Raw genomic sequence first — 25861 nt, forward strand, 5'->3', positions numbered from 1 at the left:
CACCCGGATTCTGAGCCTGCACAACCGGCGGCGGGAAAGCCACAGCTATCATTGAAAGATGCTCTCCGTCCCCCTGATTTCCGCCAACGTATCGCCCCTGGGCTGGATGCTGGCGCTTGCCGCAGCCGTGGCCTATGCCGTGCCAGCCGCCGGCGCCCGACGCATCAGCCAGGCCGGCGCCCGCGTTGCCCTGCGCCTGGCCTGGGTGCTCCACGCCCTGGCCCTGGCCTGGGGCCTGCTCGGGGAGCAGCCTCACTTCGGCTTCGCACCGGCCCTGTCCATGACGGCCTGGCTGGTGCTCACCGTCTATGGCGTCGAGCAGCAACTGTTCCCCAAGATGCGCGCGCAGCTGGCGCTGTCCGCGCTGGGCACGGCCGCCGTGCTCATGGCCGCGCTGTTTCCGGGAACGCCCCTGCATGTCAACGCCTCGCCCTGGCTGCCGCTGCACCTGGCACTGGGCATTGCCTCCTACGGACTGTTCGCGGCCGCCGTGGTCCACGCCTCGCTGATGACACGCGCCGAGCAGCACATGCGGCTGGGCGGCGGTGGCCATGACAGCGGCCTGCCGCTTCTCACGCTGGAGCGCCTGACCTTCCGCTTCGTGTCCGCAGGCTTTGTGCTGCTCACGGCCACGCTGGCCGCAGGCTGGCTGTTCGGCGAACAGCTCTATGGCAAGGCCTGGGTCTGGAACCACAAGTCTGTGTTCTCGCTGCTGTCGTGGCTGACCTTTGCCGTGCTGCTGATCGGCCGTGCGCGCTTTGGCTGGCGTGGCCGCAGCGCCGTGCGCATGCTCTATGCAGGCGCCCTGCTGCTGCTGCTGGCCTATGCGGGATCGCGCTTCGTCATGGAAGTGCTGCTGGAGCGCACCACATGAAGTACCTGCTGGTCCTGATCGTCATCATCGTGGCTGTCGGCATCTGGCGCAGCCAGCGCCGTGCCGAGGCCCGCGAGCGGCGCCAGACCGCTGCGCCGCGCAACCCGGCCAACCCGGCCAATGCGCCGCTGGCGGCTCCACAGGACATGGTCGAGTGCGCGCACTGCGGCCTGCACCTGCCGCGCAGCGAGGCCATCGAGGCGGCCGGCCGCAGCTACTGCAGCGCAGAGCACCGCACCCTGGCGCAACGGCGCTGAGCATGCAGGACGCGGTCCCCCCCCAGCCACCCACCATCGACGAGGCCGCGGCGCAGTCGCCGCACGACGCCAACGCCCCCTTTGTCCGGCTATGGCAGGGCTTCCTGACCGGCCGCGTGCTCATCGCCACTGCGCTTTTGCTGCTGCAGCTGGCGCTGCTCAGCGTGCAGCCCGGCGGCAATTCCCTGGTCTGGCTGGTTTGCCTGGGCTACCTGGGGCTGACGCTGCTGCTGCGGCTGACGGCACGCGCGCAGCCGCCCTCGCCCCGCGCCGGCGTGCACTGGCTGCCCGTGATCGGCGTGGACATCGCGGTCATCTGCCTGCTGCAGATGCTGCAGACCGGGCCGCTGAACTACTCGGCCCTGCTGGCCATTCCCATCCTGATCTCGGCCGTGCTGGGCAATCTGACGCTGGCCCTGGCCACCACGGCCAGCGTCACGCTGCTGACCCTGGGCTGGGTGGCATGGCAGGACGTGGCTGGCCGCATAGAAAGCACCCAGGCCTACTACCAGGCCAGCTTTGCCTGCGCAGGCTATTTCGCGGTGGCCTATCTGACGCACGAGCTGGCACGCCGCGTGCGGCGCGAGCGCCACCTGGCCCAGCACAGCAGCCGCAAGGCCCAGACGCAGGAACAGGTCAATGCCCTGGTGATCCGCCACCTGGGCGAAGGCGTGCTGGTGGTCGATCCCCAGTTCCGCGTGCAGCAGGCCAACCCGGCCGCGCTGCACCTGCTGGGGCTGGCCGACGCGCATGCCCTGCCCTTCGCCCTCAAGGAGCATTCCGGCTGGCAGCGGCTGCAGGACGCCGTGGCCCAGAGCTTTGCCCAGAACCTGCCCATCTCGGCCGCCATCCATCTGCAGTCCATCGGCCAGGAAGGCATGACGGGCCTGCACCTGCGCACCTGGCTGACCGAAGTCGCCACCCCATCCGACGCCGCCGACGCGGCCGAGCCCGCGCTGCTGCAGCAGCTGTGCGTGGTCTTTCTGCACGACCTGCGCGAAATGGAGGCGCGGCTGCGCACGGAGAAGCTGGCGTCCATGGGCCGCATGTCCGCCGCCGTGGCCCACGAGATCCGCAATCCGCTGGCCGCCATCACCCAGGCCAATGCCCTGCTGGCCGAGGATCTGGCGCAGGACCCGGCCCAGCAGCAGCTGTGCCGCATCGTGGGCCAGAATGCCGAGCGCCTGGCACGCATCGTCGAGGACGTACTCAACATCGCCCGGGCCCAGCAGCACATTGGCGAGGCGCATGCCGGCCTGCTGGCCCTGGACCAGCATGTGGCCCAGGTTTGCCAGGAATGGCAGGCCCAGGGCCAGCCCGCGCACAGCATCCAGCTCCTGCTCGACGCCAGGGACAAGACCGTGGTGTTCGATGGCGAGCATCTGCGCCGCATCCTGGTGAACCTCCTGGACAACGCCCGGCGCTACCGCAGCAACGCCCACGAGCCACACACGCTGCAGGTGCTGACCGGCGCGCCGGCCGGCGGCCAGATCTGGCTACAGGTCTGGAGCGACGGCGCCGCGCTGGAGCCCACGGTGCAACGCCATCTGTTCGAGCCCTTCTTCTCTTCGGAAAGCCGCTCCAGCGGCCTGGGCCTGTATATCTGCCGCGAGCTGTGCCAGCGCTACGATGCCAGCATCAGCTACCAGCGGCTGTCGCGGCCCACGCCGCACGGCCCTGTCGAGGGCAATGCCTTCAGCATCGTGTTCCGTGCCGGCCCGGCCTCGGCCCTGCCGGCCTCCCTGTTTGATCAGATTGTGGTGTGATGCCTTTGAACTCCCTGCCCGCTGCCGCATCGATCCTTGTCGTGGACGACGAGCCGGATCTGCGCACCCTCTATGAACTGACCCTTCTGCGCGAAGGCTACCGCGTGGAAACCGCCGCCAGCGTGGGCGAGGCGCGCGAGCAACTGCAGACCCAGCGCTTCGACGTGGTCATCACCGACATGCGCCTGCCCGACGGCATGGGCATGGAGCTGCTGCAGGACCTGCGCAGCCAGCAGCGGCGCGAGCGCTGCGTGGTCATGACGGCCTACGGCTCCGCCGAGAACGCCGTCGAGGCCCTGCGCTCAGGCGCCTTCGACTACCTGACCAAGCCCGTGGACCTCAAGCAGTTCCGCCTGGTCGTGGCCTCGGCCGCCCAGGGCGTGGGCGGTGTGCCGGCCCCGGGCGTGATGCCGGCGCGCAGCCCTTCGGCCGCTCCCGCCGCCAGCCCGGTCCTCAACGGCAGCGGCGCACTGGACGCCATGGTCGGCGAGTCGCCCGCCATGCAGGCCGTCAAGCAGCGCATTGCCAAGGTGGCGCGCGGCATGGCGCCGGTGCTGGTGCATGGCGAGTCGGGCACAGGCAAGGAGCTGGTGGCCCGCGCGCTGCATGCCTGCAGCCAGCGCGCCCATGGCCCCATGGTGGCCGTGAACTGCGGCGCAATTCCCGAAAACCTGCTGGAAGCCGAGTTCTTCGGCGCGCGCAAGGGCTCCTATACCGGCGCCACCCAGGACCGCGACGGCTACTTCCAGGCTGCGCGCGGCGGCACCTTGTTTCTGGACGAGATCGGCGACCTGCCCCTGGCCATGCAGGCCAAGCTGCTGCGCGCCATCCAGGAGCGCCGCGTGCGCCCCCTGGGCTCCGCACAGGAGGAAGCGGCCGATGTACGCATCGTCAGCGCCACCCACCGCGACCTGGCTGCCGATGTGCAGCAGGGGCGCTTCCGGCAGGACCTGTACTACCGCCTCAATGTCATCGAGGTACTGCTGCCCCCGCTGCGCGAGCGCCGCGAAGACCTGCCTGCCCTGTGCCGCGCCCTGCTGGCACGGCTGTCGCAGGAATCCGGCCTGCCCATGCCCGAGATCGACGAGCGCTCTGTGCAGCAGATCGCCCGCCTGCCCCTGCCCGGCAATGTGCGTGAACTGGAGAACCTGCTGCACCGCGCCATCACGCTGGGCGAGGACGGGCCGCTGCGCATAGATCCCGAGATGCAGCTGCCCTGCGGCACGCCGCCCGCACCGCCTGCACCGCCCGCATCCGCCTCGCCATCTCCTTCGCTCTCGCCTTCGCGCCCCCTGCCGCAAGGCGGCCCGCTATCGCCAGAGCCAGCCGATGCCGACCTGCCCCGTGACCTGCAGGCCTGGCTGGACGAGCGCGAGCGCGGCATCCTGGTGCAGGCGCTGCAGGAAAACGGCTTCAACCGCACGGCCACCGCCGCGCGCCTGGGCCTGAGCCTGCGCCAGATCCGCTACCGCATCGACCGGCTGAACATCGCCCTGCCCGGCGACGCCAGCGCCGAGGCGGACGGAGGCGGCCATGGCGAGTCCTGATCCACAGGCGCAAGCCACCCAGGCCCCGGCCTGGACCTGGCAAGGCGGCTGGCTGCAGCAGGCCCGCCACCTGCCCTCGCCCAACTTTGGCGAGCGCCCGGCCCAGGCGCTGGTCGATCTGGTCGTCGTGCACTCCATCAGCCTGCCCCCGGGCGAGTACGGCACGGGTGCGGTCCAGCAACTGTTCACCAACCAGCTCGACTGGGACGCCCATCCTTACTACCAGGGGATACGCGGCCTGGAGGTGTCGGCGCATTTCTTCATCACGCGCCAGGGCGAGGTCTGGCAGTTTGTGGACTGCGATGCGCGCGCCTGGCATGCAGGCGCTTCCTGCTGGCGGGGCCGCGACCGCTGCAACGACGACTCCATCGGCATAGAGCTCGAAGGCCTGGAGGGCCTGCGGTTCGAGCCGGCCCAGTACGCGGCGCTCGATGCCCTGTGCAACGCCATCGCGGCGCGCTACCCCGTGGCCCATCTCGCAGGCCATGAGCACATCGCGCCGGGCCGCAAATGCGATCCGGGCGTAGGCTTCGACTGGCACCGGCTGCGCGGGCTGCTGGCCCATCACCCTGCCACGGCGAACTGGCAGCTGCCGCCGGGCGCGGGCCAGCCCTCCACGTAAGCGCACACCCTCATCGCAGGCACCGCCAGGTCTTGCGCAAAATCCCGCTTGTCCACAGGCAGAGGACAAAGGGTCTGTCAATCCAGAAAGCAACCGATGTGGCGCGCCCGGCGCACGCAGCGGCTGCCTGATCATTTTTTACAAATTCACGCATGTGTCGCAGCCCCACTGTCCATGGGGCTTTCAGCGGTCCGACCGGCGCAGGGCCAAGGCTGCCGCGGCTTGCGGCGGACCATCGCCCGCAAGCCACGGCGCAGCGGGCCTTTGCTGCTATTGGCTTGTAGGTTGTGCACCCGTTTGGCGCAGCGCAAACAGCGGTTTTCCGGCCGTGAGTACCCCGTGTACATGAGACGGCGATACACTACAGGTAGTGCCCAGAAGCACGCTGGACACCATATCTAGTGTTCACAAGCTGTGCACACCCTGTGAAAACGGTGTGTACATCCGACCCCGATTCCATCTCCCAGCAAGCCTGCCCCAAGTGCAGGTCCGCGTCCGTTCTATCCACAAACACCCGTTGAGGAAACTCATGCAAGAAGCACTGAATTCTTTGGCTCCCGCTGCGCACGGTGATGCTGCCAATCCTTCCTCCGCCCATCACCTGTCCGTGCAGGACGGCTACCAGATCATCCGCCGCAGCGGCGATGTGGTGCCCTTCACGCCACAAAAGATCGCCGTCGCGCTGACCAAGGCCTTCCTGGCCGTGCGCGGAGCCCAGGGCGCGGCCTCCGCCAGCGTGCGCGAGACCGTGGACGAGCTGACCCAGGCCGTGGTTCGCGCACTGCTGCGCTCGCGTCCGGGCGGCGGCACCTTCCATATTGAAGATGTGCAGGACCAGGTCGAACTGGGCCTGATGCGCGGCGGCCACCACGACGTGGCGCGCGCCTACGTGCTGTACCGCGACCGCCGCAACCAGGAACGTGCCGAGCAAAAGAAGGCCGCCGAGGCCGCAGCGGTTGCCGCCGCCGCACCGGCGCCCGTGCTGCATGTGACCGACAACGGCCAGCGCGTGCCGCTGGACCAGGCCCGCCTGCTGGCGCTGATCGAGGCGTCCTGCCGCAACCTCAACGCCGATATCCAGGCCGCCCCCATCGTCGCCGAGACGCTGCGCAACCTGTACGACGGCGTGCCGATCGAAGAAGTCTTCAAGGCCTCCATCCTGGCCGCCCGCACGCTGATCGAGAAAGACCCCGACTACACCTACGTCACCGCCCGCCTGCTGCTGCACACGATCGTGCGCGAGGTCATGGGCCGTGACGTGCACCCGGCCGACATCCAGGCGGCCTACGCAGAGTACTTCCCCGGCTTCATCCGCAAGGGCGTGGACAACGAGCTGCTCAACCCCGAGCTGCTGAACTACGACCTGCCCCGCCTGGCTGCCGCCATCAAGGCCGAGCGCGACGAGCAGTTCGACTACCTGGGCCTGCAGACCCTGTACGACCGCTACTTCCTGCACGTGCGCAAGACGCGCATCGAGCTGCCCCAGTCCTTCTTCATGCGCGTGGCCATGGGCCTGGCGCTGCAGGAAGAGGACCGCAATGCACGCGCCATCGAGTTCTACGAGCTGCTGTCGTCCTTCGACTTCATGAGCAGCACGCCCACGCTGTTCAACAGCGGCACGCTGCGCTCGCAGCTGTCTTCCTGCTACCTGACCACGGTGCCCGACGATCTGGACGGCATCTATGAGTCCATCAAGGAAAACGCCCTGCTGTCCAAGTTCGCCGGCGGCCTGGGCAACGACTGGACGCGCGTGCGCGCCCTGGGTTCGCGCATCAAGGGCACGAACGGCGAGTCGCAGGGCGTGGTGCCCTTCCTCAAGGTGGTCAACGACACGGCCGTGGCCGTGAACCAGGGCGGCAAGCGCAAGGGCGCCGTCTGCACCTACCTGGAGACCTGGCACCTGGACATCGAGGAATTCCTCGAACTGCGCAAGAACACCGGCGACGACCGCCGCCGCACGCACGACATGAACACGGCGAACTGGATTCCCGACCTGTTCATGAAGCGCGTCATGGAAAAGGGCCACTGGACCCTGTTCTCGCCCTCCGATGTCGGCGACCTGCACGACCTCTTCGGTGCCGCCTTCGAGCACGCCTACAAGGCCTACGAAACCAAGGCCGACAACGGCGAACTCAAGCTGTTCAAGCGCATCCCGGCCATGGACCTGTGGCGCAAGATGCTGTCCATGCTGTTCGAGACCGGCCACCCCTGGGTCACCTTCAAGGACCCCTGCAACGTGCGCTCGCCTCAGCAGCACGCCGGCGTGGTGCACTCGTCCAACCTGTGCACCGAGATCACGCTGAACACCAGCGACACCGAGACCGCCGTCTGCAACCTGGGCTCGGTCAACCTGGCGCGCCACATCGTCGATGGCGCCATCGACCACGGCAAGCTGCGCAAGACCATCACCACGGCCATGCGCATGCTGGACAACGTGATCGACATCAACTACTACGCCGTGCAGAAGGCCAAGGACTCCAACCTGCGCCACCGCCCCGTGGGCCTGGGCCTGATGGGCTTCCAGGATGCGCTCTATGAAATGCGCATCGCCTACGCCAGCGACGCGGCCGTGGAGTTCGCCGACCAGTCGATGGAAGCCATCTGCTACTACGCCTACTGGGCCTCCACCGAGCTGGCCAAGGAACGCGGCCAGTACTCCAGCTACAAGGGCTCGCTGTGGGACCAGGGCATCCTGCCGCTGGACACGCTGAACCTGCTGGAGAAGGCACGCGGCGGCTATGTGGAAGTGGACCGCTCCTCGCGCCTGGACTGGGATGCCCTGCGCGCCAAGATCGGCCAGCACGGCATGCGCAACTCCAACTGCGTGGCCATCGCGCCCACGGCGACCATCTCCAACATCGTCGGCGTCGATGCCTCCATCGAGCCCTCGTTCGGCAACCTGTCGGTCAAGTCCAACCTGTCCGGCGAGTTCACCGTCATCAACCAGTACCTGGTGCGTGACCTGAAGCGCCTGGGCCTGTGGGACGACGTGATGGTCATGGACCTCAAGCACTTCGACGGCTCGCTGCGCCCCATCGACCGCGTGCCCCAGGGCGTCAAGAGCCTGTACGCCACCGCCTTCGAGGTCGAGCCCACCTGGCTGGTCGAGGCCGCTGCGCGCCGCCAGAAGTGGATCGACCAGGCCCAGAGCCTGAACATCTACATGGCCGGTGCATCGGGCAAGAAGCTGGACGACACCTACAAGCTGGCCTGGCTGCGCGGTCTGAAGACCACCTACTACCTGCGCACCACCAGCGCCACCAACATCGAGAAGTCCACGGTGCAAAGCCGCGTGCTCAACGCCGTGCCCTCGGCCGCCGCCGCACAGCCTGCCGCCGTGAACACCTCCAGCGCCCTGGAAGCCGCGGCAGCCGCCGCACGCGCCCAGGCACCGGCGACGGACATCAAGTTCTGCGCCATCGACGATCCCGGCTGCGAAGCCTGCCAGTAAGCCGCGCAGCGCGGGGCCTCGCCACGGCGCAGGCCCCGCGCCCTGCCCGCCAGCCAGCGCCATGCGCAGGATCTTCGCCATGGACCTTGGGCCTGCTCAACACGCCAGGCCACCCATGGTCCTACATTGACCGGAGCAGAAAGAGAGGACTCTTTCGCACCGAATGAACTGAACATATGCCCCAGGGCATGCCGGAGAAATTTGCAATGCTGACCTTTGACGACGACGCCACCCTCTCGAACACGCCCAGCGGCGCGGAGGCTGCGCCGAGCACCACACACAAGCGCGTGAATGCCGCAGACAAGCGCATCATCAATGCCAAGACCGACGTCAATCAGCTGGTGCCGTTCAAGTACAAGTGGGCCTGGGAAAAGTACCTGGCCACCTGCGCCAACCACTGGATGCCGCAGGAAGTGAACATGAACCGCGACATCGCCCTGTGGAAGGACCCCAACGGCCTGACCGAGGACGAGCGCCGCATCATCAAGCGCAACCTGGGCTTCTTCGTGACGGCCGATTCGCTGGCCGCCAACAACATCGTGCTGGGCACCTACCGCCACATCACGGCTCCCGAGTGCCGCCAGTTCCTGCTGCGCCAGGCCTTCGAGGAAGCCATCCACACCCACGCCTACCAGTACATCGTGGAGTCGCTGGGCCTGGATGAGGGCGAGATCTTCAACGCCTATCTCGAAGTCCCCTCCATCCGCGACAAGGACGAATTCCTGATCCCCTTCATCGAAGCGATCATGGACCCCGCCTTCAAGACCGGCACCTTCGAAACCGACCAGACCCTGCTCAAGTCGCTGATCGTTTTCGCCTGCCTGATGGAGGGCCTGTTCTTCTACGTGGGCTTCACGCAGATCCTTGCGCTGGGCCGCCAGAACAAGATGACCGGCGCCGCCGAGCAGTACCAATACATCCTGCGCGACGAGTCCATGCACTGCAACTTCGGCATCGACCTGATCAACCAGCTCAAGCTCGAAAATCCACAGCTGTGGACAGCCGAATTCAAGGAAGAAATCACGGCGCTTTTCGTCAAGGCCGTCGAGCTGGAATACCGCTACGCAGAGGACACCATGCCGCGCGGCGTGCTCGGAATGAACGCATCGATGTTCAAGGGCTACCTGCGCTACATTGCCAACCGCCGCGCCACGCAGATCGGCCTTGAGGCCCTGTTCCCCAACGAGGAAAACCCGTTCCCCTGGATGAGCGAGATGATCGATTTGAAGAAGGAACGTAACTTCTTTGAGACACGCGTCATCGAGTATCAAACCGGCGGCGCACTTTCCTGGGATTAATCGCTTCTCTGCAGGCACAATGCGAACCATGACGCGCTTCACGCTTTTGCAATACCGATGGTGTTGCGGCGTGGGGCGTCTCCGTGTTCATTGCGATGCGTCACTCCACATCGCTTTGGATCGCTTCGGAGCCCCGTACCCCGAAGTGTTTTGTGCAAATCAACGAAGGAGAAGATGATGGCAACTGCGAAGAAGACGGCCTCCACCAAGGCCCCCACCGACAAGAAGACCACTGCCAAAAAGGCGGCTGCTCCCAAGGCTGAAACCGTGAAGAAAACCACGGCCACTGCCAAGGCAGCACCCGTCAAGAAGGCTGCTGCACCTGCTGTGAAGAAGGCTGCAGCTCCTGCTGCCAAGAAGGCCGCTGCACCTGCTGCAAAGAAGGCTGCCGCTCCTGCCAAGAAGGCTGCTGCTCCTGCTGCGAAGAAGGCTGCCGCTCCTGCCAAGAAGGCTGCTGCTCCTGCTGCGAAGAAGGCTGCCGCTCCCGCCAAGAAGGCTGCTGCTCCTGCTGCGAAGAAGGCTGCCGCTCCTGCCAAGAAGGCTGCTGCTCCTGCTGCGAAGAAGGCTGCCGCTCCCGCCAAGAAGGCTGCTGCTCCTGCTGCGAAGAAGGCCGCCGCTCCCGCCAAGAAGGCTGCTGCTCCTGCTGCAAAGAAGGCCGCCGCTCCTGCCAAGAAGGCTGCTGCTCCTGCTGCAAAGAAGGCTGCCGCTCCCGCCAAGAAGGCTGCTGCTCCTGCTGCAAAGAAGGCCGCCGCTCCCGCCAAGAAGGCTGCTGCACCTGCCGCAAAGAAGGCCGCTGCTCCTGCCAAGAAGGCTGCTGCTCCTGCTGCCAAGAAGGCCGCTGCTCCCGCTGCCACAAAGGCTGCTGCACCTGCCGCGAAGAAGGCCGCTGCTCCCGCCAAGAAGGCTGCCGCTCCTGCTGCTGCCAAGAAGCCCGCTGCAGCTGCCAAGCCTGCCGCAGCGCCCGCCAAGGCCGCAGCAGCTCCTGCCGCTCCCGCCAAGAAGGCTGCAGCCCCGAAGAAGGCCGCTGCCCCCAAGAAGGCCGCAGCAGCTCCCGCCGCTGCCGCGCCTGCAGCTCCCGCTGCCGCACCCGCGCCCATCGCGCAAACCCGCCTGGCTCCCCAAGCCGCATGGCCCTTCCCCACAGGCAACAAGCCCTGAGACTTTTCCGGTCTCAAAGCAAAAAGCCCGGCTCTTTGGAGTCGGGCTTTTTTCATTGTGAAGACGGCGGCTGCGCCGCCGGCCGGTGATCCCGGCTTCAGGGCTGGGCGAAGTCCAGCACGTAGTTCTGCGGGCCACGGCTGGCAATCTTGAGCGCGCCCAGGCGGTTGCCCAGTTCGGCGCAACGCACCAGGTCCCAGCCACGCTCCAGGCCGAACAGCATGGCGCCACGCCATGCGTCGCCACATCCCGTGGGATCGACCACGGCGGCGGGCTGCACCGGCGCCACCAGGGTCTTGGCGCCTTGCACCCAGACCTCGCAGCCCTCTGCCCCCAGCGTCACCACCAGGCCTTGCACCTGCCCGGAAATCTGCTCCAGGCTCCAGCCCGTGCGCTCGCTGAGCATGCGGGCCTCGTAGTCGTTCACGGCCACCCAGTCAGCCTGCTCGATGAAGCTGCGCAGCTCCTGTCCATCGAACATGGGCAGGCCCTGGCCTGGATCGAACACAAAGGGAATGCCGGCCGCCTTGAACTGCTGGGCATGCTCGAGCATGGCCTGGCGGCCATCGGGCGCAATGATGCCCACGCGCACCTGCTCCTTGAGCTCTGGCGTGATGCGGTTGCCGTGGGCCTGCATCATGGCGCCCGGGTGGAAGGCCGTGATCTGGTTATTGTCACGGTCCGTCATGATCATGCACTGGGCCGTGTGCGTGTCCTGCAGCTGGCCGATGTGCGCGGTCTGCACGCCCAGTTCGTCGAGGCGCTGCACATAGTCGGCGCCGTCGCTGCCCACCATGGCCATGGGCCAGGCATCGCCGCCCAGCAAACGCAGGGCGTAGGCGATGTTGCCGGCGCAGCCGCCGAAATCGCGGCGCAGCGTGGGCACCAGGAAGGACACATTGAGGATGTGCAACTGGTCAGGCAGGATCTGGTCGGCAAACCTTCCCTCGAAGGTCATGATGTTGTCGAACGCAAGCGATCCGCAGATGAGAGCGGCCATGGTGTGTCTCGGCTTTCTTGAAAAGTCAGGGGGATTCAGGGATAAAAAACCAGGGCGCGATAGCCGGCCACGGCCGCCTCCAGGCCTTGCACTTCGACCGGGGCCGTCACGCTCCACTCGCCATGGCCCTCGATCTGCGCGGGCGCGCCGAACTGGTCAAGCCGGATCACGCGCCGCAGCAGCAGCTTGTCCTGGGCATCGGTGAGCGTGAGTTCGACAGCGGGCATGGCCACGGGGAAGTCGGAACGGTTCTCCAGGCTCAGGCTCCACTGGTACTGGCCGCTGCGCGGCAACTGCCGAAAGCCCGAACTGCCGATCACCACGTCGCCGATCTGGCGGCGCGGCTGCAGCTCGCAGCCCGCCATGGCGCACAGGGCCTGCAGCGCGGGCGCCAGCGAAGGATGCTGCACGGCCAGCGCATCGCGCTGGCCCCACATGACCTGGCCTGCCAAGGCGCCCACGCCCAGCAGGCTGCCCAGCACAAGCGCCACGCGCACGGCAGGCCGGCGCCAGAAGGCCTTGCGCCGCGCCTGGCGCACAAAGCCGGGCTCGGCCTCGGGCAGCGCGGGCGCAGCCTCACCGCTGCCCTCGCCATCGCTGTCCGGCCAGCGGGAGAACTCCGGCGAAGGCACGGAGGCCTGCGCCTGCGGCTCCGATTCCCGCAGCAGGCCGGTTGGCACGGACGGCGCAGGCGCATCGGACGACTTGTCAGATGACTTGTCGGATGGCTTATGGGGCCGTGTGAACGGCACGCCTTCCTCATCCTTTGCCGGTGCGGGCACAGGAGCCGCAGTGTCAGGCTCGGGTCCGAGCAGGCCGTCAACGGCTTGCCCGGCCTGGGCGGCGGGCGGAGACTTCAGCGCTGCCCGGGACGCAGCCAGGATCTCGTCCACCAGCGACGCTCCAGGCAGCGCGCTGCCCGACTCTTCGGCGGCGCTGGCGGAGGGGTCCTTCGCGGTCACAGGGGGCGAAGGCGGAGCCTCAGGAGCCGGTACCTCGGCCGGCGGCATGGACGGCGAAGGCTCGGCACTGGCAGCGGCAGCCGTGGTTGCGGTGGATACCGCAGGTGCGGCAGGTGCGGCAGGTACAGAGGGCGCAACGGGTGCAACAGGTGCAGCAGGCCCCGATGCGCCCCGCCCCGGCAATCCGCTCGGCGCCGTCGGCAGCCACATGGATTCCCTGAATTCGCGGATGTCATCGTCCTCGAATTCGGCCGGGTTGTGCGATGCCCCGCCAGCCACCGGAGTGCCGGCCACCGAGGTGCCGGCCGCGTTCACAGGTGCCGTGGGCAGGGGCTGCAGATCCTCGGAGGCATCGAACACTTCATGGCAGACGCCGCAGCGCACCCACCCCTGCGAAATTCGCAGCTGGTCGGCCACCACTTTGAAGCGGGTTCCACAGGCAGGACAGCGGGTGACTTGGCTCATCAGCGATCGATTGTAGGCAGCTGCTCGCGGCCCGCGCCACGAAGGCGGCGGCCGCGCGGGGACTCGGGCCGGAAATCAGGCCGCGCGGCGCGCGGTCATCAGGATCCAGCCATCTTCGCTGTCGGCCACTTCCAGCGCCAGGTACGGCGCATAGGCCTCCTTGAGCTCGTCGGCCTGGCGCTCCAGGATACCGGCCAGCACCAGGCTTCCACCCGCTGCCACACGGCCGCACAGCAGCGGCGCCAGCACCTTGAGCGGTGTGGCCAGGATGTTGGCCAGCACGGTGCGGTATTCGCCGTTGCCGGCATCGGGCAGGCCCGCCTTCAGTTGCACGGCGTTGGCATCGGCGTTGTAGCGCGTGGACTCCACGGCTGCCGGGTCGATGTCCACCGCGTCGATGTCGGTGGCACCGAACTTGGCAGCGCCAATGGCCAGGATGCCCGAGCCGCAGCCGTAGTCCAGCGTGCGGCCAAGACTGCCTTGGGGCTGGCGGGCGATCCAGCGCAGGCACATGCGCGTGGTCGGGTGCGTGCCCGTGCCAAAGGCCAGGCCCGGGTCCAGGCGGATGCTCACGCGCGCCTCGGGCGGCAGCTCGTGCCAGGTGGGAACAATCCAGAATTCGGGCGTGATGTCCACCGGGGCGAACTGCGACTGCGTCAGGCGCACCCAGTCCTGCTCCGGCACCTGCTTGACGGCGATGATGCTGCAGCCCTCGAAGAAGTCCTGGGGCAGCAGCAGATCACGCGCCTCTTCGGCCGCTTGCTGCGAGGGGAACAGCGCCACCAGGCGGCTGCGCTGCCAGCCGTCCTTGGGCGGCGGCATGCCGGGCTCGCCGAACAGGGCTTGCTCGGCCTCGGTCTGCGCGTCGGCATCCTCCACCGATACGCTCAGGGCGTCCAGCGCATCCAGCGCATCGCTGACGGTCTCAACCCGGTCTTCCGGGCACAGCAGGCTCAACTCGAACATGGGCCCATCCTTTTCTATGCAATAAATGAAAATGCTGGCCGCCGTCGCCGGGGGCCAGCATGCAGGGTCAATCGGGCGACCTGCTCAACGCTTGTTGGCGTTGCGGTGCGCCAGCCACTCTTCCAGGTAATGGATGTTGGTGCCGCCTTCCATGAACTTGGCGTCCACCATCAGATCCTGATGCAGCGGGATATTGGTCTTGATGCCTTCGACCACGGTCTCCAGCAGCGCCGTGCGCATGCGCGCCAGCGCCTGCTCGCGCGTGTCGCCATGGACGATGATCTTGCCGATCATGGAGTCGTAGTTCGGCGGCACGAAGTAGTTGTTGTAGACGTGCGAGTCCACGCGCACGCCGGGGCCACCGGGGGCATGCCACATGGTGATGCGGCCCGGCGACGGCATGAAGTTGTAGGGATCCTCGGCATTCACGCGGCACTCGATCGCATGGCCCTTGAGCTGGGCATTGATCTGGCGCTGGGTGAAGGGCAGCTTCTCGCCTGCGGCCACCATGATCTGGGTGCGCACGATGTCCACGCCCGTGATCAGTTCGGTCACCGGATGCTCCACCTGCACGCGGGTGTTCATCTCGATGAAGTAGAACTCGCCGTTTTCAAAGAGGAACTCGAAGGTGCCGGCGCCACGGTAGCCCAGCTTCTTGCAGGCAGCGGCGCAGCGCTCGCCGATCTTCTCGACCAGGCGGCGCGGAATGCCCGGAGCCGGTGCTTCCTCGATGACCTTCTGGTGGCGGCGCTGCATGGAGCAGTCGCGCTCGCCCAGGTAGACCGCGTTGCGGTGGTTGTCCGCCAGGATCTGGATTTCCACATGGCGCGGGTTCTGCAGGAACTTTTCCATGTAGACGGCCGGATTACCGAAGGCCGCACCGGCCTCGGCCTTGGTCATCTGCACGGCATTGATCAGCGCCGCCTCGGTATGCACCACGCGCATGCCACGGCCACCGCCGCCGCCTGCGGCCTTGATGATCACCGGATAGCCCACGGCCTTGGCGATGCGGCGGATCTGCACGGGATCGTCAGGCAGCTCTCCATCCGAGCCGGGCACGCAGGGGACGCCTGCCTTGATCATGGCCTGCTTGGCCGAGACCTTGTCACCCATGGTGCGGATGTTCTCGGGCGTGGGGCCGATGAAGGTGAAACCGCTCTTTTCCACGCGCTCGGCAAAGTCGGCGTTCTCGCTGAGAAAGCCGTAGCCGGGGTGGATGGCCTCGGCGTCGGTCACCTCGGCGGCCGAGATGATGGCCGGCATGTTGAGGTAGCTCAGCGGCGAAGGCGCGGGGCCGATGCACACGGCCTCATCGGCCAGCTTGACGTACTTTGCGTCACGGTCGGCCTCGGAATACACCATCACCGCCTTGATGCCCAGTTCACGGCAGGCGCGCTGGATGCGCAGGGCAATCTCGCCCCGGTTGGCAACCAAAATTTTCTTAAACATGAAGGTCCTCGCGACTTGGTGCCTGCGCCGGTACGCAGGCCGAAGCCGTCAGTTGAGCCAATTGCTCTGTCGCGCCGCGGCATGCGTTCGCGCCAGGGCGTCGTGCCGCTTGCGGCATCGCTCGCCTGCAGGTTACTCGATCACGAACAGGGGCTGGCCGTACTCTACCGCCTGGCCGTTTTCGCCCAGGATGCGCGTGATCGTGCCGCTCTTGTCGGCTTCGATCTCGTTGAGAATCTTCATCGCCTCGATGATGCAGATGGTCTCGCCTTCCTTGACCTGGTTGCCCACTTCCACGAAGGGCTTGCCGCCAGGGCTGGAGGCGCGGTAGAAGGTGCCGACCATGGGCGACTTCACCACGTGGCCGGAGACGGCTGCCTCGGCCGGTGCCGCCACGGGCGCTGCGGGGGCAGCGGCGACGGGTGCCGCCATCGGCGCGGCCATGGGAGCCTGCATGGGCGCTGCCACATAGTGCTGCACCACGGCGCCTTCGCTCTTGACGATCCGGACCTTGCCCTCTGCTTCGGTGATCTCCAGTTCCGACACGTTCGATTCGGACACCAGATCAATGAGGGTCTTGAGTTTTCGCAAATCCATGGGAGCTCCAGCGGCTAACAACTAAATAGGGCGCGAATTTACTCCAATTTCGCCCTTCTGCGTGCTTTGAGGCATATTTTTCATCAACGTCGCCATGGAATTCAGGGCATTTCCTGAGCTTTCACAGCTTCGACGATGCGAAAAATCAGCCTTTTGCGCTCCAGGAAGCCAGATCTTCGGTAGTAAGCTCACCTATTTTACGTTGCTGCACCATGCCATCTTCGCCGAGCAGCACGGTGAAGGGCAGTCCGCCCTGCAGATTGCCCAGCGAGCGGGTCAGGCCCAGACCGCCTTCCACCGCCAGCGCCACAGGGAAACGCAGGGGTGTGCGACCCAGGAAGCGCTGCACGGCCTCCGGCTTGTCCACGGCCAGGCCAATGACCTGAATACCATGTTGGTTTTGGCGCGCCGAGAAGGCATCGAGCATGGGCAGCTCGCGCACGCAGGGCGGGCACCAGGTGGCCCAGAAATTGACCAGCACCGGCTTGCCGCGCCAGCGCGACAGCGTCATGGCCGAGCCATCGGGCGTGATGAAGCGCTGCTGCCACAGCTGCTCTTCGGCACTGGCATCCATGGCGTGCGGCTGAAAACGCCACCACGCAAACCCTGCCCCACCCAGGCCCGCGGCGGCGGCAACGCCGCCCATCAGCCAACGGCGGCGGGAAGATGTGTTTTGCCCTGCATCCACTGAATCAGCCACGGTCGGCCTCCTCTTCATCCTGATCCAACAGCCTGCGCAGCGCCTCGGCGCTGCCGCGCGGGCTGCGCCCCTGGCCGTCGGGCTTGAGTGCGCCACGCAGATCATCATGGTCATACACCAGCAGATGCACGCCCACGGACTCGTTCAAAGGGCGGCAGAAGGCGTGGATGCTCAAGGCCTCCACGGCCTGCCCCGTAAAGCCGGTGACGGTGCTGGGCTCGTACTCCACATGCTGGTTGATCAGCGCGATCTCGGCCGACTTGGGGTCGTCGCAGAACAGCTGCAGGTAAATATCGGACAGGCGGGTGGCTGTGCCGCGCCAGACGGCGCCGGCCAGATGGGGCCGGAACTCGGCCAGGCGGTCCATCCATTGCAGGGCCAGTTCGCGCAGGGCCTGCAGTTCCTGGGGCTGGGTGTCGGCGCAGAACAGGGCAATGTATTCGCGCACGGCCTCTTCCACCAGGTCGTTGCCCGGCAGCGCGGTGCGCGCGGGCAGCCCCAGTTGGCGAAGTGCGCGGTGCTTGGCAGCCCCCCATTCCAGCCCTTCCTCGACCACGAGGCGGGCCGCGGTCTGGGCAATTTCGGCAGTGGCTTGGTCCATGGCTTTCCGATCCGCTGTATCCCTACATATATATAAGAGGCCTTCCCTGCGGAGGGCCCCGGGCCATTGTGACCCAAGCCACGGCACCGCCGGCCGCAGACGGGCTTTGCACGTTCCAGCCAGCGCCTTGCAACGGCGATTTCGCAACCTTGTGTTTCCGGGACCCGGTGCCTGCTGGGCCGCAAGCTCCTGTTTTTGCAGGACAGCCCTCCCGGACATGACGGCAACCGTAGAATGCCCGGCCATGCACATACATATTCTGGGCATCTGCGGCACCTTCATGGGCGGACTGGCCGCACTGGCGCGCGAGGCTGGGCACCGCGTCACAGGCTGCGACGCCGGCGTCTATCCGCCGATGAGCGATCAGTTGCGTGCACTGGGCATCGACCTGATCGAGGGCTACGGCGCCGACCAGATGGCCCTGCAACCCGACATGTATGTCGTGGGCAACGTGGTCAGCCGCGCGCGGCTGCCCGACGGCAGCCCCAAGTTCCCGCTGATGGAGGCGATTCTTGAAAGCGGCGCCCCCTACACCAGCGGTCCGCAATGGCTTTGCGAACAGGTGCTGCACCATCCGTCCTGCCCGCGCCATGTGCTGGCCGTGGCCGGCACCCACGGCAAGACGACCACGACGTCGATGCTGGCCTGGATTCTCGAATGCGCAGGCCTGGCTCCGGGCTTTCTGGTCGGCGGCGTGCCGCTGGACTTCGGCGTTTCGGCCCGCCTGGGCGCATCCAGCCGCCCGACGCCAGGTCAGGGGCCGGCCGGCGCGGAGCCCGTCTTCGTCATCGAGGCCGATGAATACGACACGGCCTTCTTCGACAAACGCAGCAAGTTCGTGCACTACCGCCCGCGCACGGCCGTGCTCAACAACCTGGAGTTCGACCACGCCGACATCTTCGAGGACCTCGGCGCCATCGAACGCCAGTTCCACCATCTCGTGCGCACCGTTCCCGCCTCCGGGCGGCTGGTGGTCAACGGCATAGAGGAAAGCATCACCCGCGTGCTGCACCAGGGCTGCTGGAGCGAGGTCTCCAGCTTCGGTGCGGTGGTCAGCGATTTCAGTGCCCAGGGCGATCCCGGCGCCTTCGACGTGCTGCACCGTGGCCACAAGGTCGCGCGCCTGGAATGGGCACTGACCGGAGAGCACAACCAGCTCAATGCGCTGGCCGCCATTGCAGCGGCCGAGCATGTGGGCGTGACGCCGGCGCAGGCCTGCGAAGCGCTGGCGCGCTTTCAGAACGTCAAGCGACGCATGGAGCTGCGCGGCATGGCGGGTGGCGTGTCCGTCTACGACGACTTCGCCCACCATCCCACGGCCATCCGCACCACGCTGGACGGCCTGCGCCGCAAGCTCGGCAGCCAGGCACGCATCCTGGCGGTGTTCGAGCCGCGCAGCAACACCATGAAGCTGGGCACCATGAAGTCGCAACTGCCCTGGGCCCTGGAAAGCGCCGATCTGGTGTTCTGCCACACGGCCGGCCTGGACTGGGATGCTGCCGAGGCGCTGCGCCCCCTGGGCGTGGGAGCCGGTCACAAGGCGCAGGTGGCTGCAGACATCGATACGCTGATCGGGCAGATCCGCTCAGCCGCCCGCCCCGGTGACCACGTGGTGTGCATGAGCAATGGCGGCTTCGGCGGCATTCACCCCAAGCTGCTGGCGGCGCTGCAAGCCGCAGGCTGAACCGGGCAAGGCCCCCAATGAAAGAAGCCCGGGTCATGCCCAGGCTTCTTTGCTGTCTCTCGATCTGTCCGTCGTCAGTAACTGATGGACATGGCCGGCACATCGACACGGATCAGCGGCTTGGACAGCACGGCCTGGGCGGCCACGGCATAGCTGTTGCGCCATTGCTCGTCGTCGAACAGCCCGGAGCGCGAACGCGCCGCACGCGCCACCACCACCAGCTTGTCGGCAAGCAGAACCTTGCCGCTGGCGCGCAGGGGTTCGCAGTCCATGGAGATGAACTGCTGGTCCAGCCAATGCCGTCCTTCATCGGAACTCATGGGGGTGAGCCCGCTGGTGTCCGTGCGGTACTCTTGTCCGGCATCCAACACCACAATCACTTCGCTGCGCATGGAACTCCTCTCTTCATTACGGGATACGGCCCTGTGCCTGCTCATGCAGACAGGGCTGTCACTCATGCCCTGAGCTTAACCGCAAGCGCCTTTTCCACACCCCGGGCAAGCTGACATGCCTCAAGTGCCAGAGACTGGCACCGGCGCTGGAGTCGGCACTGCCGCCAGCAGGTGTTTCAAGGCCTGCCCGCGCCTGCCCAAAGGTGCAAACGTACAATGGCCGACAGATTTGGCCCCGTTTTTTCATGGACCTCACCGCATGACAACCGACACCACGCACCAGAAACTGCTCGACCAGTTGCAGCAACTCGAAGACGAGTTGCGCAGCCAGAGCCTCTGGTCGGCCGTGGCGCCCAGCCCTGAGGCCATGGCATCGACCATGCCGTTCATGTACGACACGCTCAAGCTGCACGAATGGCTGCAGTGGGTTTTCCTGCCCCGGCTGCGTGCCGTGGTCGATGCCCGCGGCCAGCTGCCCTGCCAAAGCCACGTGCATCCACTGGCCGAGCATGAATGGAGCCAGCCCGTGGCATTCGACAAGCGCCAGTTGCTGGTCCTGCTGCTGGGCATAGACGACACGCTGAACCAGGGCGGGCTGACCCCGCCGGACGCCACGCCGCCGCACTGAACAAGAAAACCGGGACATGGAAAAAACGGGGCATGCATGCCCCGTTTTCTTTTCCGGCTCAGGCGGCAACCAGGGCCGCAGCCGGCTCGGGATGCTTGACGCGGCGCTGCTGCACGGCGTCGGACAGCTCGACCAGCGTTGCCAGGGAATCATCCCAGCCCAGGCAGGCATCGGTGATGCTCTGGCCATAGGTCAGCGCAGCCACCTCATCCTTGCCGGGCGTGAACTTCTGGGCACCGCCCACGAGATGGCCCTCGATCATCACGCCGAAGACGCTGCGCGAGCCGCCGCTGATCTGCCCGGCGATGTCGCGTGCCACATCCTTTTGGCGCTCATGCTGCTTGGAGCTGTTGGCGTGGCTGCAGTCCACCATCAGCGTGGGAGGCAGGCCGGCCTTTTCCAGATCCTCGCAGGCAGCGGCCACGTTGGCCGCGTCGTAGTTGGGGGTCTTGCCGCCGCGCAGGATGACGTGGCAATCCTGGTTGCCCGCCGTGTTCACGATGGCAACCTGGCCATTCTTGTGCACGGACAGGAAGTGGTGGCCGCGGCTGGCCGACTGGATGGCGTCGGTGGCGATGCGGATGTTGCCGTCCGTGCCGTTCTTGAAGCCGATGGGCGCCGAGATGCCCGAGGCCAGTTCACGGTGGACCTGGCTTTCCGTGGTGCGCGCACCGATGGCGCCCCAGCTGATCAGATCGGCGATGTACTGGGGCGAGATCACGTCCAGGAACTCGCTGGCGGCCGGCACGCCCAGGCGGTTGATGTCGATCAGCAGTTGCCGCGCAATGCGCAGGCCTTCGTCGATGCGGTAGCTCTGGTCCAGGTAGGGATCGTTGATCAAACCCTTCCAGCCCACGGTGGTGCGCGGCTTTTCGAAGTACACGCGCATCACGATCTCCAGCGTGTCCTTGTACTGCTCGCGTATGGGCGCCAGGCGGCGCGCGTACTCGATGGCGGCCGCCGGATCGTGGATGGAGCAGGGGCCGACGATGACCAGCAGGCGGTCATCCTCGCCAGCCATGATGTTGTGGATGGTGCGGCGGGTGTCGCCGATCAGGGTTTCGACGGCCGTACCGCGGATGGGGAAGAAGCGAATGAGGTGCTCGGGAGGGGGCAACACGGTGATGTCCTTGATACGTGCGTCGTCGGTTTGGCCAGTCTTTTGGGAACCGCCGCGATACCAGGAATCGGCGAGGGAAGCTTGATGAGCAGTCATTGCTTGCTTTCGTGAGGAAAGATGGATCGTGGAAAACGGAGCGAAGAATCGGGAGGGAAAAACAAAAAACCGCCGGGCTTTACAGCTTCGGCGGTTTTGAGGGAGGTTTGTTCGGGTGCGCGCGCTTACCTCTCTTCCGCCGGGGAGGAGAACCAAAAGTAAAAGTAGAAGGAGGCACGGGCTTGCATGGGGATCGAATGTAGCACAGTCATTTTTCGCAGTGCAACATGGACATGAAGGCGGGGAAGCTGCCCTTCACCGTGCCACAGAGAGAAAGCACAAAATCATTGACGCAAAAAAACTGCTTTTTTCTCAGTTTCACGCAAAAATTCTTCAGGCATATGCAGAAAATCACGATGCCATGCAGTTTTATTGCCATCAGCCATGAAAACGTGCAAACCCCGGGAAATGATGCATCTGCGCGTCACGCAGGGGCGCGATCAACGCCGCAGCAACGCGTCACGCAGCCTGCGCAGGGCCCGGCGCACGGCACTCAAGGGTTGCCATCGGCGCGCCTTGTAACCAGACAGGATGGAAGTCACATCGGCTTCGCCGGCCACGGCAGCGGATTCGGCAAACATGTCCGTCATCAGGCAGGCATCGCCCAGCAGACGCCAGCCCAGGCGCTCGCAGCGGCGGAAGTGCTCGGGCTCCTGGGCATCGCCCACCAGCACGGACTGCTGCCAGGCGTGGACGGCCTCCCTGAAGCCTTTGAGCAGACGCTGGTAGGCAGGAAATTCGTAGAGGGCATGCCAGCCCGTGGCCAGCGTGGTGAGAAAGTGCTGGTGGTCCAGCACCGCCAGGTCAAGCTGCTGTATGGCGTCTTCCACTGCGGGGCGCGGGCTGCCCGCATAGCGCACGCGCACGGACTCGTCCAGCGCGACGGCCAGCAAGGCCAGTTGCTGGTGCATGGGCTGCAGGTCGCCCACGATCAGCTCATGCTGCCAGAAGCGGCTCAGCCGCGACTCGCCGGCCCAGGCACGCCATTGCTTCGGCAGGCTGCGCAGGGGATGGACGGAGGTCCGCGGGCCTGGCCGGGAGGAAAAGGAAAGCTGGGTCATGGAATCGGCGCCGGGCGGCGCCCACCGAACGCGGCGGGCCGCGTCAGGCAGGACAGGGCCCGGCCTGCCATGCAGGGCGCGGGCATGGGACCGTCAGGCCGTGCCGCCCACCGTCAGGCCGTCGATGCGCAGCGTGGGCTGGCCCACGCCCACAGGCACGCTCTGGCCTTCCTTGCCGCAGGTGCCCACGCCGCTGTCCAGGCGCATGTCGTTGCCGATCATGGTGATGTGCTTGAGCGATTCCGGGCCGCTGCCCACGATGGTCGCGCCCTTGACGGGGTACTGGATCTTGCCGTTCTCGACCCAATAGGCCTCGCTGGCGGAGAACACGAACTTGCCGCTGGTGATATCGACCTGGCCGCCGCCGAAGTTGGTGGCGTACAGGCCCTTCTTGATCGAGGCCACGATTTCCTGCGGCTCCCGGTCGCCACCGAGCATGTAGGTGTTGGTCATGCGCGGCATGGGAATGTGGGCATAGCTTTCGCGGCGGCCGTTGCCCGTGGGCTTGACACCCATCAGGCGGGCATTCATCGCGTCCTGGATGTAGCCCTTGAGGATGCCGTCCTCGATCAGCACATTGCTCTGGCTGGTGCAGCCTTCGTCATCGACGTTGAGCGAGCCGCGGCGATCGGCCAGCGTGCCGTCATCCAGCACGGTGACGCCCTTGGCAGCCACGCGCTGGCCGATGCGGCCGCTGAAGGCGCTGGCGCCCTTGCGGTTGAAGTCGCCTTCCAGACCGTGGCCCACGGCTTCGTGCAGCAGCACGCCGGGCCAGCCTGGGCCAAGCACCACGGTCATCTCGCCAGCCGGCGCGGGACGGGATTCCAGGTTGGTGAGGGCCGCGCTCACGGCCTCATCCACGTACTGGGTGATCTGCTCGTCGCTGAAATAGGCCAGGCCGAAACGGCCACCGCCGCCGGCAGAGCCCACCTCACGCCGGCCCTTTTGCTCGGCGATCACGGTAACCGACAGGCGCACCAGCGGCCGCACGTCGGCCGCCAGCGTGCCATCGGCACGGGCCACCAGCACCACGTCGTACTCGCTGGCCAGGCCGGCCATGACCTGGACCACGCGCGGGTCCTTGGCGCGGGCCAGTTTCTCGACCTTGCCCAGCAGCTCGACCTTGGCCGTGCTGTCCAGCGTGGCGATGGGGTCCAGACCGGGATACAGCGAGCGGCTTTGCGCAATCTTGGGAGCATTGGCGCGCACGCGCTTGCTCTGGGCCGCGCCCGAGATGGAACGCACGGTGCGCGCGGCATCCAGCAGCGAGGCTTCGGAAATATCGTCGGAATAGGCAAATGCCGTCTTCTCGCCACTGACCGCACGCACGCCCACGCCCTGGTCGATGCTGAAGCTGCCGGTCTTGACGATGCCCTCTTCCAGGCTCCAGCCTTCGGCACGGGTGTACTGGAAGTAGAGGTCGGCGTCGTCGACTTGGTGGCTGCGGATCTCGGCCAGTGCGCGCGCGAGATGGGTTTCATCGAGCCCGAAGGGCTCAAGCAGCAACTGGCGCGCTGTGGCCAGGCGTTCAATGGTGGGTTCGCGGGAGATCATTCACGCATTGTAGAGAGCCGGCCATGCCCTCGCCGTGCAACGGCTGCGGCCAGCGGCTTGCCAACCCACAAAAAAGAACGGAATGCCGCTCCACCAGGCTGAGCGGCATTCCGTAGGCATGCATCCGCGTGGATGGCGAACATGCTGGCCCATGTCCGCACTTGCTTTGTAGCCTGCCCTGGCGGCGCTGGCAAGTGAGCAGACTCCCGCAGAAGCTATCGAAAAAGGAGCAACCAGCGCTTTTGGAGTCTCATTTTCCAGGCCAAATCGCAGGAAGGAATGCGACGCCCGATACCGCAGGCATCCAGACTCTTTGACATTTGCGGACGCCTTTGGCGCCGCAAAGTGCGATTCAGAGCGGCCCGCCGCCCTCGCCCGGCAGCTGCCGCTGCGAGCGCGCCACCGACATCAGCACGCCCAGCGCCAGCCCCAGCGTGACCATGGCCGTGCCGCCATAGCTGATGAAAGGCAGCGGCACGCCGACCACGGGCAGGATGCCGCTGACCATGCCCATGTTCACGAAGGCATAGGTGAAGAAGATCATGGCCACGGCTGCCGCCATGAGCCGCGCGAACAGCGAGTTGGCCTGGATGGCGATGGCCAGCCCGCGCCAGACCAGCAGCAGGAAGGAGACGATGATGAACAGGTTGCCGACCAGTCCGAACTCCTCGGAATAGGCCGCGAAGATGAAGTCGGTCGTGCGCTCGGGAATGAACTCCAGGTGAGTCTGGGTGCCCGCCATGAAACCCTTGCCCCAGACACCGCCCGAACCGATGGCGATCATCCCCTGGATGATGTGGAATCCCTTGCCCAGCGGGTCGCGCGTGGGGTCCAGCAGGGTACAGACACGGGTTTGCTGGTATTCATGCAGCACGGGCCAGCGCACGCCGTCGGCGCATAGCTGGGGCTCGTACAGCACGATGAGCGTGATGCCGATGGCGCCGGCCAGCACGGGCGGCACGATGAGTTTCCAGGGCAGGCCCGCGAAAAAGATCACGGACAGGCCTGCAGCCATCACCAGCAGCGAGGTGCCCAGGTCGGGCTGCTTCATGATCAGCCCCACGGGCACCAGGAGCAGGACCATGGCGATCACGAAGTCCGTGCCGCGCAGCTGGCCCTCGCGGCGCTGGAACCACCAGGCCAGCATCAGCGGCGTGGCGATCTTCAGCAGTTCGCTGGGCTGGATCACCACACCCACGTTGACCCAGCGCTGCGCCCCCTTCTTGGTGATGCCGAACAGCGCCACCGCCACCAGCAACGCCACGCCCAGCATGTACAGCGGCACGGCCACCTTCATGAGCTGCTGCGGGGGAATCTGGGCCACGACAAAGAGGATGGCCGCCGCGATCAGCATGTTGCGCCCATGGTCGGTGAAGCGCGTGCCGTGGTCGAAGCCCGAGGAGTACATGGCGATCAGCCCCGCCGACGCCAGCATGCCCACGAACAGCAGCAACCAGAAGTCAAAGCCCCGCAGCAGCGGGGCAACACGTTGCCAGAGGGAGGGCTTGTCGAATTCGGTCACGGGGATGGTCGGTCGCGGGCACGGGCCGCCATTATCCCGTGGCGCATGCGGCCCAGCCCGGCGCAGGGTTGCCCACGGAGGCGGTTGTCAT

The 25861-nt window shown here is 66.3% G+C and carries 22 protein-coding genes; 10 read left to right on the forward strand and 12 right to left on the reverse strand.

Annotation, left to right across the window (positions count from 1 at the left end; all coding sequences use genetic code 11):
• Window positions 1-58 precede the first annotated feature (58 nt).
• The 8 genes from A4F85_RS16650 to A4F85_RS16685 all read left to right on the forward strand — a co-directional run bounded on the left by A4F85_RS16650 (window position 59) and on the right by A4F85_RS16685 (window position 10973).
• Complete coding sequence (locus A4F85_RS16650; protein WP_013804087.1) at window positions 59-874, forward strand: cytochrome C assembly family protein; 816 nt, start codon at window positions 59-61, stop codon at window positions 872-874.
• Window positions 871-1131 carry a PP0621 family protein gene (locus A4F85_RS16655; protein ID WP_063327207.1) on the forward strand — a complete coding sequence of 87 codons (261 nt, stop codon included), beginning with the start codon at window positions 871-873 and terminating at the stop codon, window positions 1129-1131. Before A4F85_RS16650 ends, A4F85_RS16655 begins: the two co-directional genes overlap by 4 nt.
• Before the next feature lie 2 nt (window positions 1132-1133).
• On the forward strand, window positions 1134-2897 hold the full coding sequence (locus tag A4F85_RS16660; RefSeq protein WP_063327208.1) for a sensor histidine kinase: 1764 nt from the start codon (window positions 1134-1136) through the stop codon (window positions 2895-2897).
• Window positions 2897-4444, forward strand: a complete 1548-nt coding sequence (locus A4F85_RS16665) for a sigma-54-dependent transcriptional regulator (RefSeq protein WP_063327209.1) — start codon at window positions 2897-2899, stop codon at window positions 4442-4444. Before A4F85_RS16660 ends, A4F85_RS16665 begins: the two co-directional genes overlap by 1 nt.
• On the forward strand, window positions 4431-5066 hold the full coding sequence (gene ampD / locus A4F85_RS16670) for a 1,6-anhydro-N-acetylmuramyl-L-alanine amidase AmpD (RefSeq protein WP_063327210.1): 636 nt from the start codon (window positions 4431-4433) through the stop codon (window positions 5064-5066). Before A4F85_RS16665 ends, ampD begins: the two co-directional genes overlap by 14 nt.
• 529 nt (window positions 5067-5595) lie before the next feature.
• Window positions 5596-8517 (forward strand): ribonucleoside-diphosphate reductase subunit alpha, encoded by a 2922-nt coding sequence (locus tag A4F85_RS16675; RefSeq protein WP_063327211.1) that lies wholly within the window; start codon window positions 5596-5598, stop codon window positions 8515-8517.
• Between the two features lie 206 nt (window positions 8518-8723).
• Window positions 8724-9815, forward strand: a complete 1092-nt coding sequence (locus tag A4F85_RS16680) for a ribonucleotide-diphosphate reductase subunit beta (protein ID WP_063328010.1) — start codon at window positions 8724-8726, stop codon at window positions 9813-9815.
• 177 nt (window positions 9816-9992) lie between these two features.
• Window positions 9993-10973: a hypothetical protein gene (locus A4F85_RS16685; RefSeq protein WP_063328011.1), complete on the forward strand. Its 981-nt coding sequence runs from the start codon at window positions 9993-9995 to the stop codon at window positions 10971-10973.
• 97 nt (window positions 10974-11070) lie between these two features.
• Here the strand turns inward: A4F85_RS16685 and A4F85_RS16690 are convergent, their stop codons facing one another.
• From A4F85_RS16690 to A4F85_RS16720, 7 genes are all read right to left on the reverse strand, one after another.
• On the reverse strand, window positions 11071-11973 hold the full coding sequence (locus A4F85_RS16690) for a carbohydrate kinase family protein (protein WP_012203428.1): 903 nt from the start codon (window positions 11971-11973) through the stop codon (window positions 11071-11073).
• A 35-nt stretch (window positions 11974-12008) separates the two neighbouring features.
• Window positions 12009-13400 (reverse strand): zinc-ribbon and DUF3426 domain-containing protein, encoded by a 1392-nt coding sequence (locus tag A4F85_RS16695; RefSeq protein WP_063327212.1) that lies wholly within the window; start codon window positions 13398-13400, stop codon window positions 12009-12011.
• 75 nt (window positions 13401-13475) lie between these two features.
• A complete protein-coding gene (gene prmA / locus A4F85_RS16700; RefSeq protein WP_012203426.1) occupies window positions 13476-14366 on the reverse strand; it encodes a 50S ribosomal protein L11 methyltransferase in 891 nt (296 codons plus the stop codon).
• Window positions 14367-14450: 84 nt separating this feature from the next.
• A complete protein-coding gene (gene accC / locus A4F85_RS16705; RefSeq protein WP_012203425.1) occupies window positions 14451-15815 on the reverse strand; it encodes an acetyl-CoA carboxylase biotin carboxylase subunit in 1365 nt (454 codons plus the stop codon).
• 132 nt (window positions 15816-15947) lie between these two features.
• Entirely contained in the window at window positions 15948-16412 is a 465-nt protein-coding gene (gene accB / locus A4F85_RS16710; protein ID WP_012203424.1) for an acetyl-CoA carboxylase biotin carboxyl carrier protein, read from the reverse strand.
• Between the two features lie 145 nt (window positions 16413-16557).
• Entirely contained in the window at window positions 16558-17058 is a 501-nt protein-coding gene (locus tag A4F85_RS16715; protein WP_034390512.1) for a TlpA family protein disulfide reductase, read from the reverse strand.
• Between the two features lie 46 nt (window positions 17059-17104).
• Entirely contained in the window at window positions 17105-17713 is a 609-nt protein-coding gene (locus tag A4F85_RS16720) for a hypothetical protein (protein ID WP_013804096.1), read from the reverse strand.
• Window positions 17714-17957: 244 nt separating this feature from the next.
• Between A4F85_RS16720 and mpl the strand changes: the two genes are divergently transcribed.
• A complete protein-coding gene (mpl, locus tag A4F85_RS16725; protein WP_063327213.1) occupies window positions 17958-19397 on the forward strand; it encodes a UDP-N-acetylmuramate:L-alanyl-gamma-D-glutamyl-meso-diaminopimelate ligase in 1440 nt (479 codons plus the stop codon).
• A gap of 74 nt (window positions 19398-19471) precedes the next feature.
• Here mpl and A4F85_RS16730 read toward each other — a convergent pair whose 3' ends face one another.
• A complete protein-coding gene (locus tag A4F85_RS16730; protein ID WP_012203420.1) occupies window positions 19472-19789 on the reverse strand; it encodes a hypothetical protein in 318 nt (105 codons plus the stop codon).
• 259 nt (window positions 19790-20048) lie between these two features.
• Between A4F85_RS16730 and A4F85_RS16735 the strand changes: the two genes are divergently transcribed.
• Window positions 20049-20417: a YqcC family protein gene (locus A4F85_RS16735; protein ID WP_013804098.1), complete on the forward strand. Its 369-nt coding sequence runs from the start codon at window positions 20049-20051 to the stop codon at window positions 20415-20417.
• A 58-nt stretch (window positions 20418-20475) separates the two neighbouring features.
• Here the strand turns inward: A4F85_RS16735 and A4F85_RS16740 are convergent, their stop codons facing one another.
• The 4 genes from A4F85_RS16740 to rodA all read right to left on the reverse strand — a co-directional run bounded on the left by A4F85_RS16740 (window position 20476) and on the right by rodA (window position 25770).
• Window positions 20476-21633, reverse strand: a complete 1158-nt coding sequence (locus A4F85_RS16740; protein WP_063327214.1) for a 3-deoxy-7-phosphoheptulonate synthase — start codon at window positions 21631-21633, stop codon at window positions 20476-20478.
• Between the two features lie 440 nt (window positions 21634-22073).
• Window positions 22074-22694: a hypothetical protein gene (locus A4F85_RS16745; protein ID WP_063327215.1), complete on the reverse strand. Its 621-nt coding sequence runs from the start codon at window positions 22692-22694 to the stop codon at window positions 22074-22076.
• Between the two features lie 93 nt (window positions 22695-22787).
• Window positions 22788-24248, reverse strand: a complete 1461-nt coding sequence (gene tldD / locus A4F85_RS16750) for a metalloprotease TldD (protein ID WP_012203417.1) — start codon at window positions 24246-24248, stop codon at window positions 22788-22790.
• Window positions 24249-24600: 352 nt separating this feature from the next.
• The gene (gene rodA / locus A4F85_RS16755) at window positions 24601-25770 is read right to left on the reverse strand and encodes a rod shape-determining protein RodA (protein WP_013804102.1); all 1170 of its coding nucleotides are present in this window, start codon (window positions 25768-25770) and stop codon (window positions 24601-24603) included.
• Between the last annotated feature and the right edge of the window lie 91 nt (window positions 25771-25861).

Origin of the sequence: Delftia sp. GW456-R20 (assembly GCF_001622915.1) — a bacterium.
Taxonomy (GTDB): Bacteria; Pseudomonadota; Gammaproteobacteria; order Burkholderiales; family Burkholderiaceae_C; genus Comamonas; species Comamonas acidovorans.

Bases quoted from the DNA above. Each gene is read 5' to 3' on its own strand.
- A4F85_RS16650 (WP_013804087.1), top strand. From the start codon at position 59: ATGCTCTCCGTCCCCCTGATTTCCGCCAACGTATCGCCCCTGGGCTGG.
- A4F85_RS16655 (WP_063327207.1), top strand. From the start codon at position 871: ATGAAGTACCTGCTGGTCCTGATCGTCATCATCGTGGCTGTCGGCATC.
- A4F85_RS16660 (WP_063327208.1), top strand. From the start codon at position 1,134: ATGCAGGACGCGGTCCCCCCCCAGCCACCCACCATCGACGAGGCCGCG.
- A4F85_RS16665 (WP_063327209.1), top strand. From the start codon at position 2,897: ATGCCTTTGAACTCCCTGCCCGCTGCCGCATCGATCCTTGTCGTGGAC.
- ampD (WP_063327210.1), top strand. From the start codon at position 4,431: ATGGCGAGTCCTGATCCACAGGCGCAAGCCACCCAGGCCCCGGCCTGG.
- A4F85_RS16675 (WP_063327211.1), top strand. From the start codon at position 5,596: ATGCAAGAAGCACTGAATTCTTTGGCTCCCGCTGCGCACGGTGATGCT.
- A4F85_RS16680 (WP_063328010.1), top strand. From the start codon at position 8,724: ATGCTGACCTTTGACGACGACGCCACCCTCTCGAACACGCCCAGCGGC.
- A4F85_RS16685 (WP_063328011.1), top strand. From the start codon at position 9,993: ATGGCAACTGCGAAGAAGACGGCCTCCACCAAGGCCCCCACCGACAAG.
- A4F85_RS16690 (WP_012203428.1), bottom strand. From the start codon at position 11,973: ATGGCCGCTCTCATCTGCGGATCGCTTGCGTTCGACAACATCATGACC.
- A4F85_RS16695 (WP_063327212.1), bottom strand. From the start codon at position 13,400: ATGAGCCAAGTCACCCGCTGTCCTGCCTGTGGAACCCGCTTCAAAGTG.
- prmA (WP_012203426.1), bottom strand. From the start codon at position 14,366: ATGTTCGAGTTGAGCCTGCTGTGCCCGGAAGACCGGGTTGAGACCGTC.
- accC (WP_012203425.1), bottom strand. From the start codon at position 15,815: ATGTTTAAGAAAATTTTGGTTGCCAACCGGGGCGAGATTGCCCTGCGC.
- accB (WP_012203424.1), bottom strand. From the start codon at position 16,412: ATGGATTTGCGAAAACTCAAGACCCTCATTGATCTGGTGTCCGAATCG.
- A4F85_RS16715 (WP_034390512.1), bottom strand. From the start codon at position 17,058: ATGGGCGGCGTTGCCGCCGCCGCGGGCCTGGGTGGGGCAGGGTTTGCG.
- A4F85_RS16720 (WP_013804096.1), bottom strand. From the start codon at position 17,713: ATGGACCAAGCCACTGCCGAAATTGCCCAGACCGCGGCCCGCCTCGTG.
- mpl (WP_063327213.1), top strand. From the start codon at position 17,958: ATGCACATACATATTCTGGGCATCTGCGGCACCTTCATGGGCGGACTG.
- A4F85_RS16730 (WP_012203420.1), bottom strand. From the start codon at position 19,789: ATGCGCAGCGAAGTGATTGTGGTGTTGGATGCCGGACAAGAGTACCGC.
- A4F85_RS16735 (WP_013804098.1), top strand. From the start codon at position 20,049: ATGACAACCGACACCACGCACCAGAAACTGCTCGACCAGTTGCAGCAA.
- A4F85_RS16740 (WP_063327214.1), bottom strand. From the start codon at position 21,633: ATGACTGCTCATCAAGCTTCCCTCGCCGATTCCTGGTATCGCGGCGGT.
- A4F85_RS16745 (WP_063327215.1), bottom strand. From the start codon at position 22,694: ATGACCCAGCTTTCCTTTTCCTCCCGGCCAGGCCCGCGGACCTCCGTC.
- tldD (WP_012203417.1), bottom strand. From the start codon at position 24,248: ATGATCTCCCGCGAACCCACCATTGAACGCCTGGCCACAGCGCGCCAG.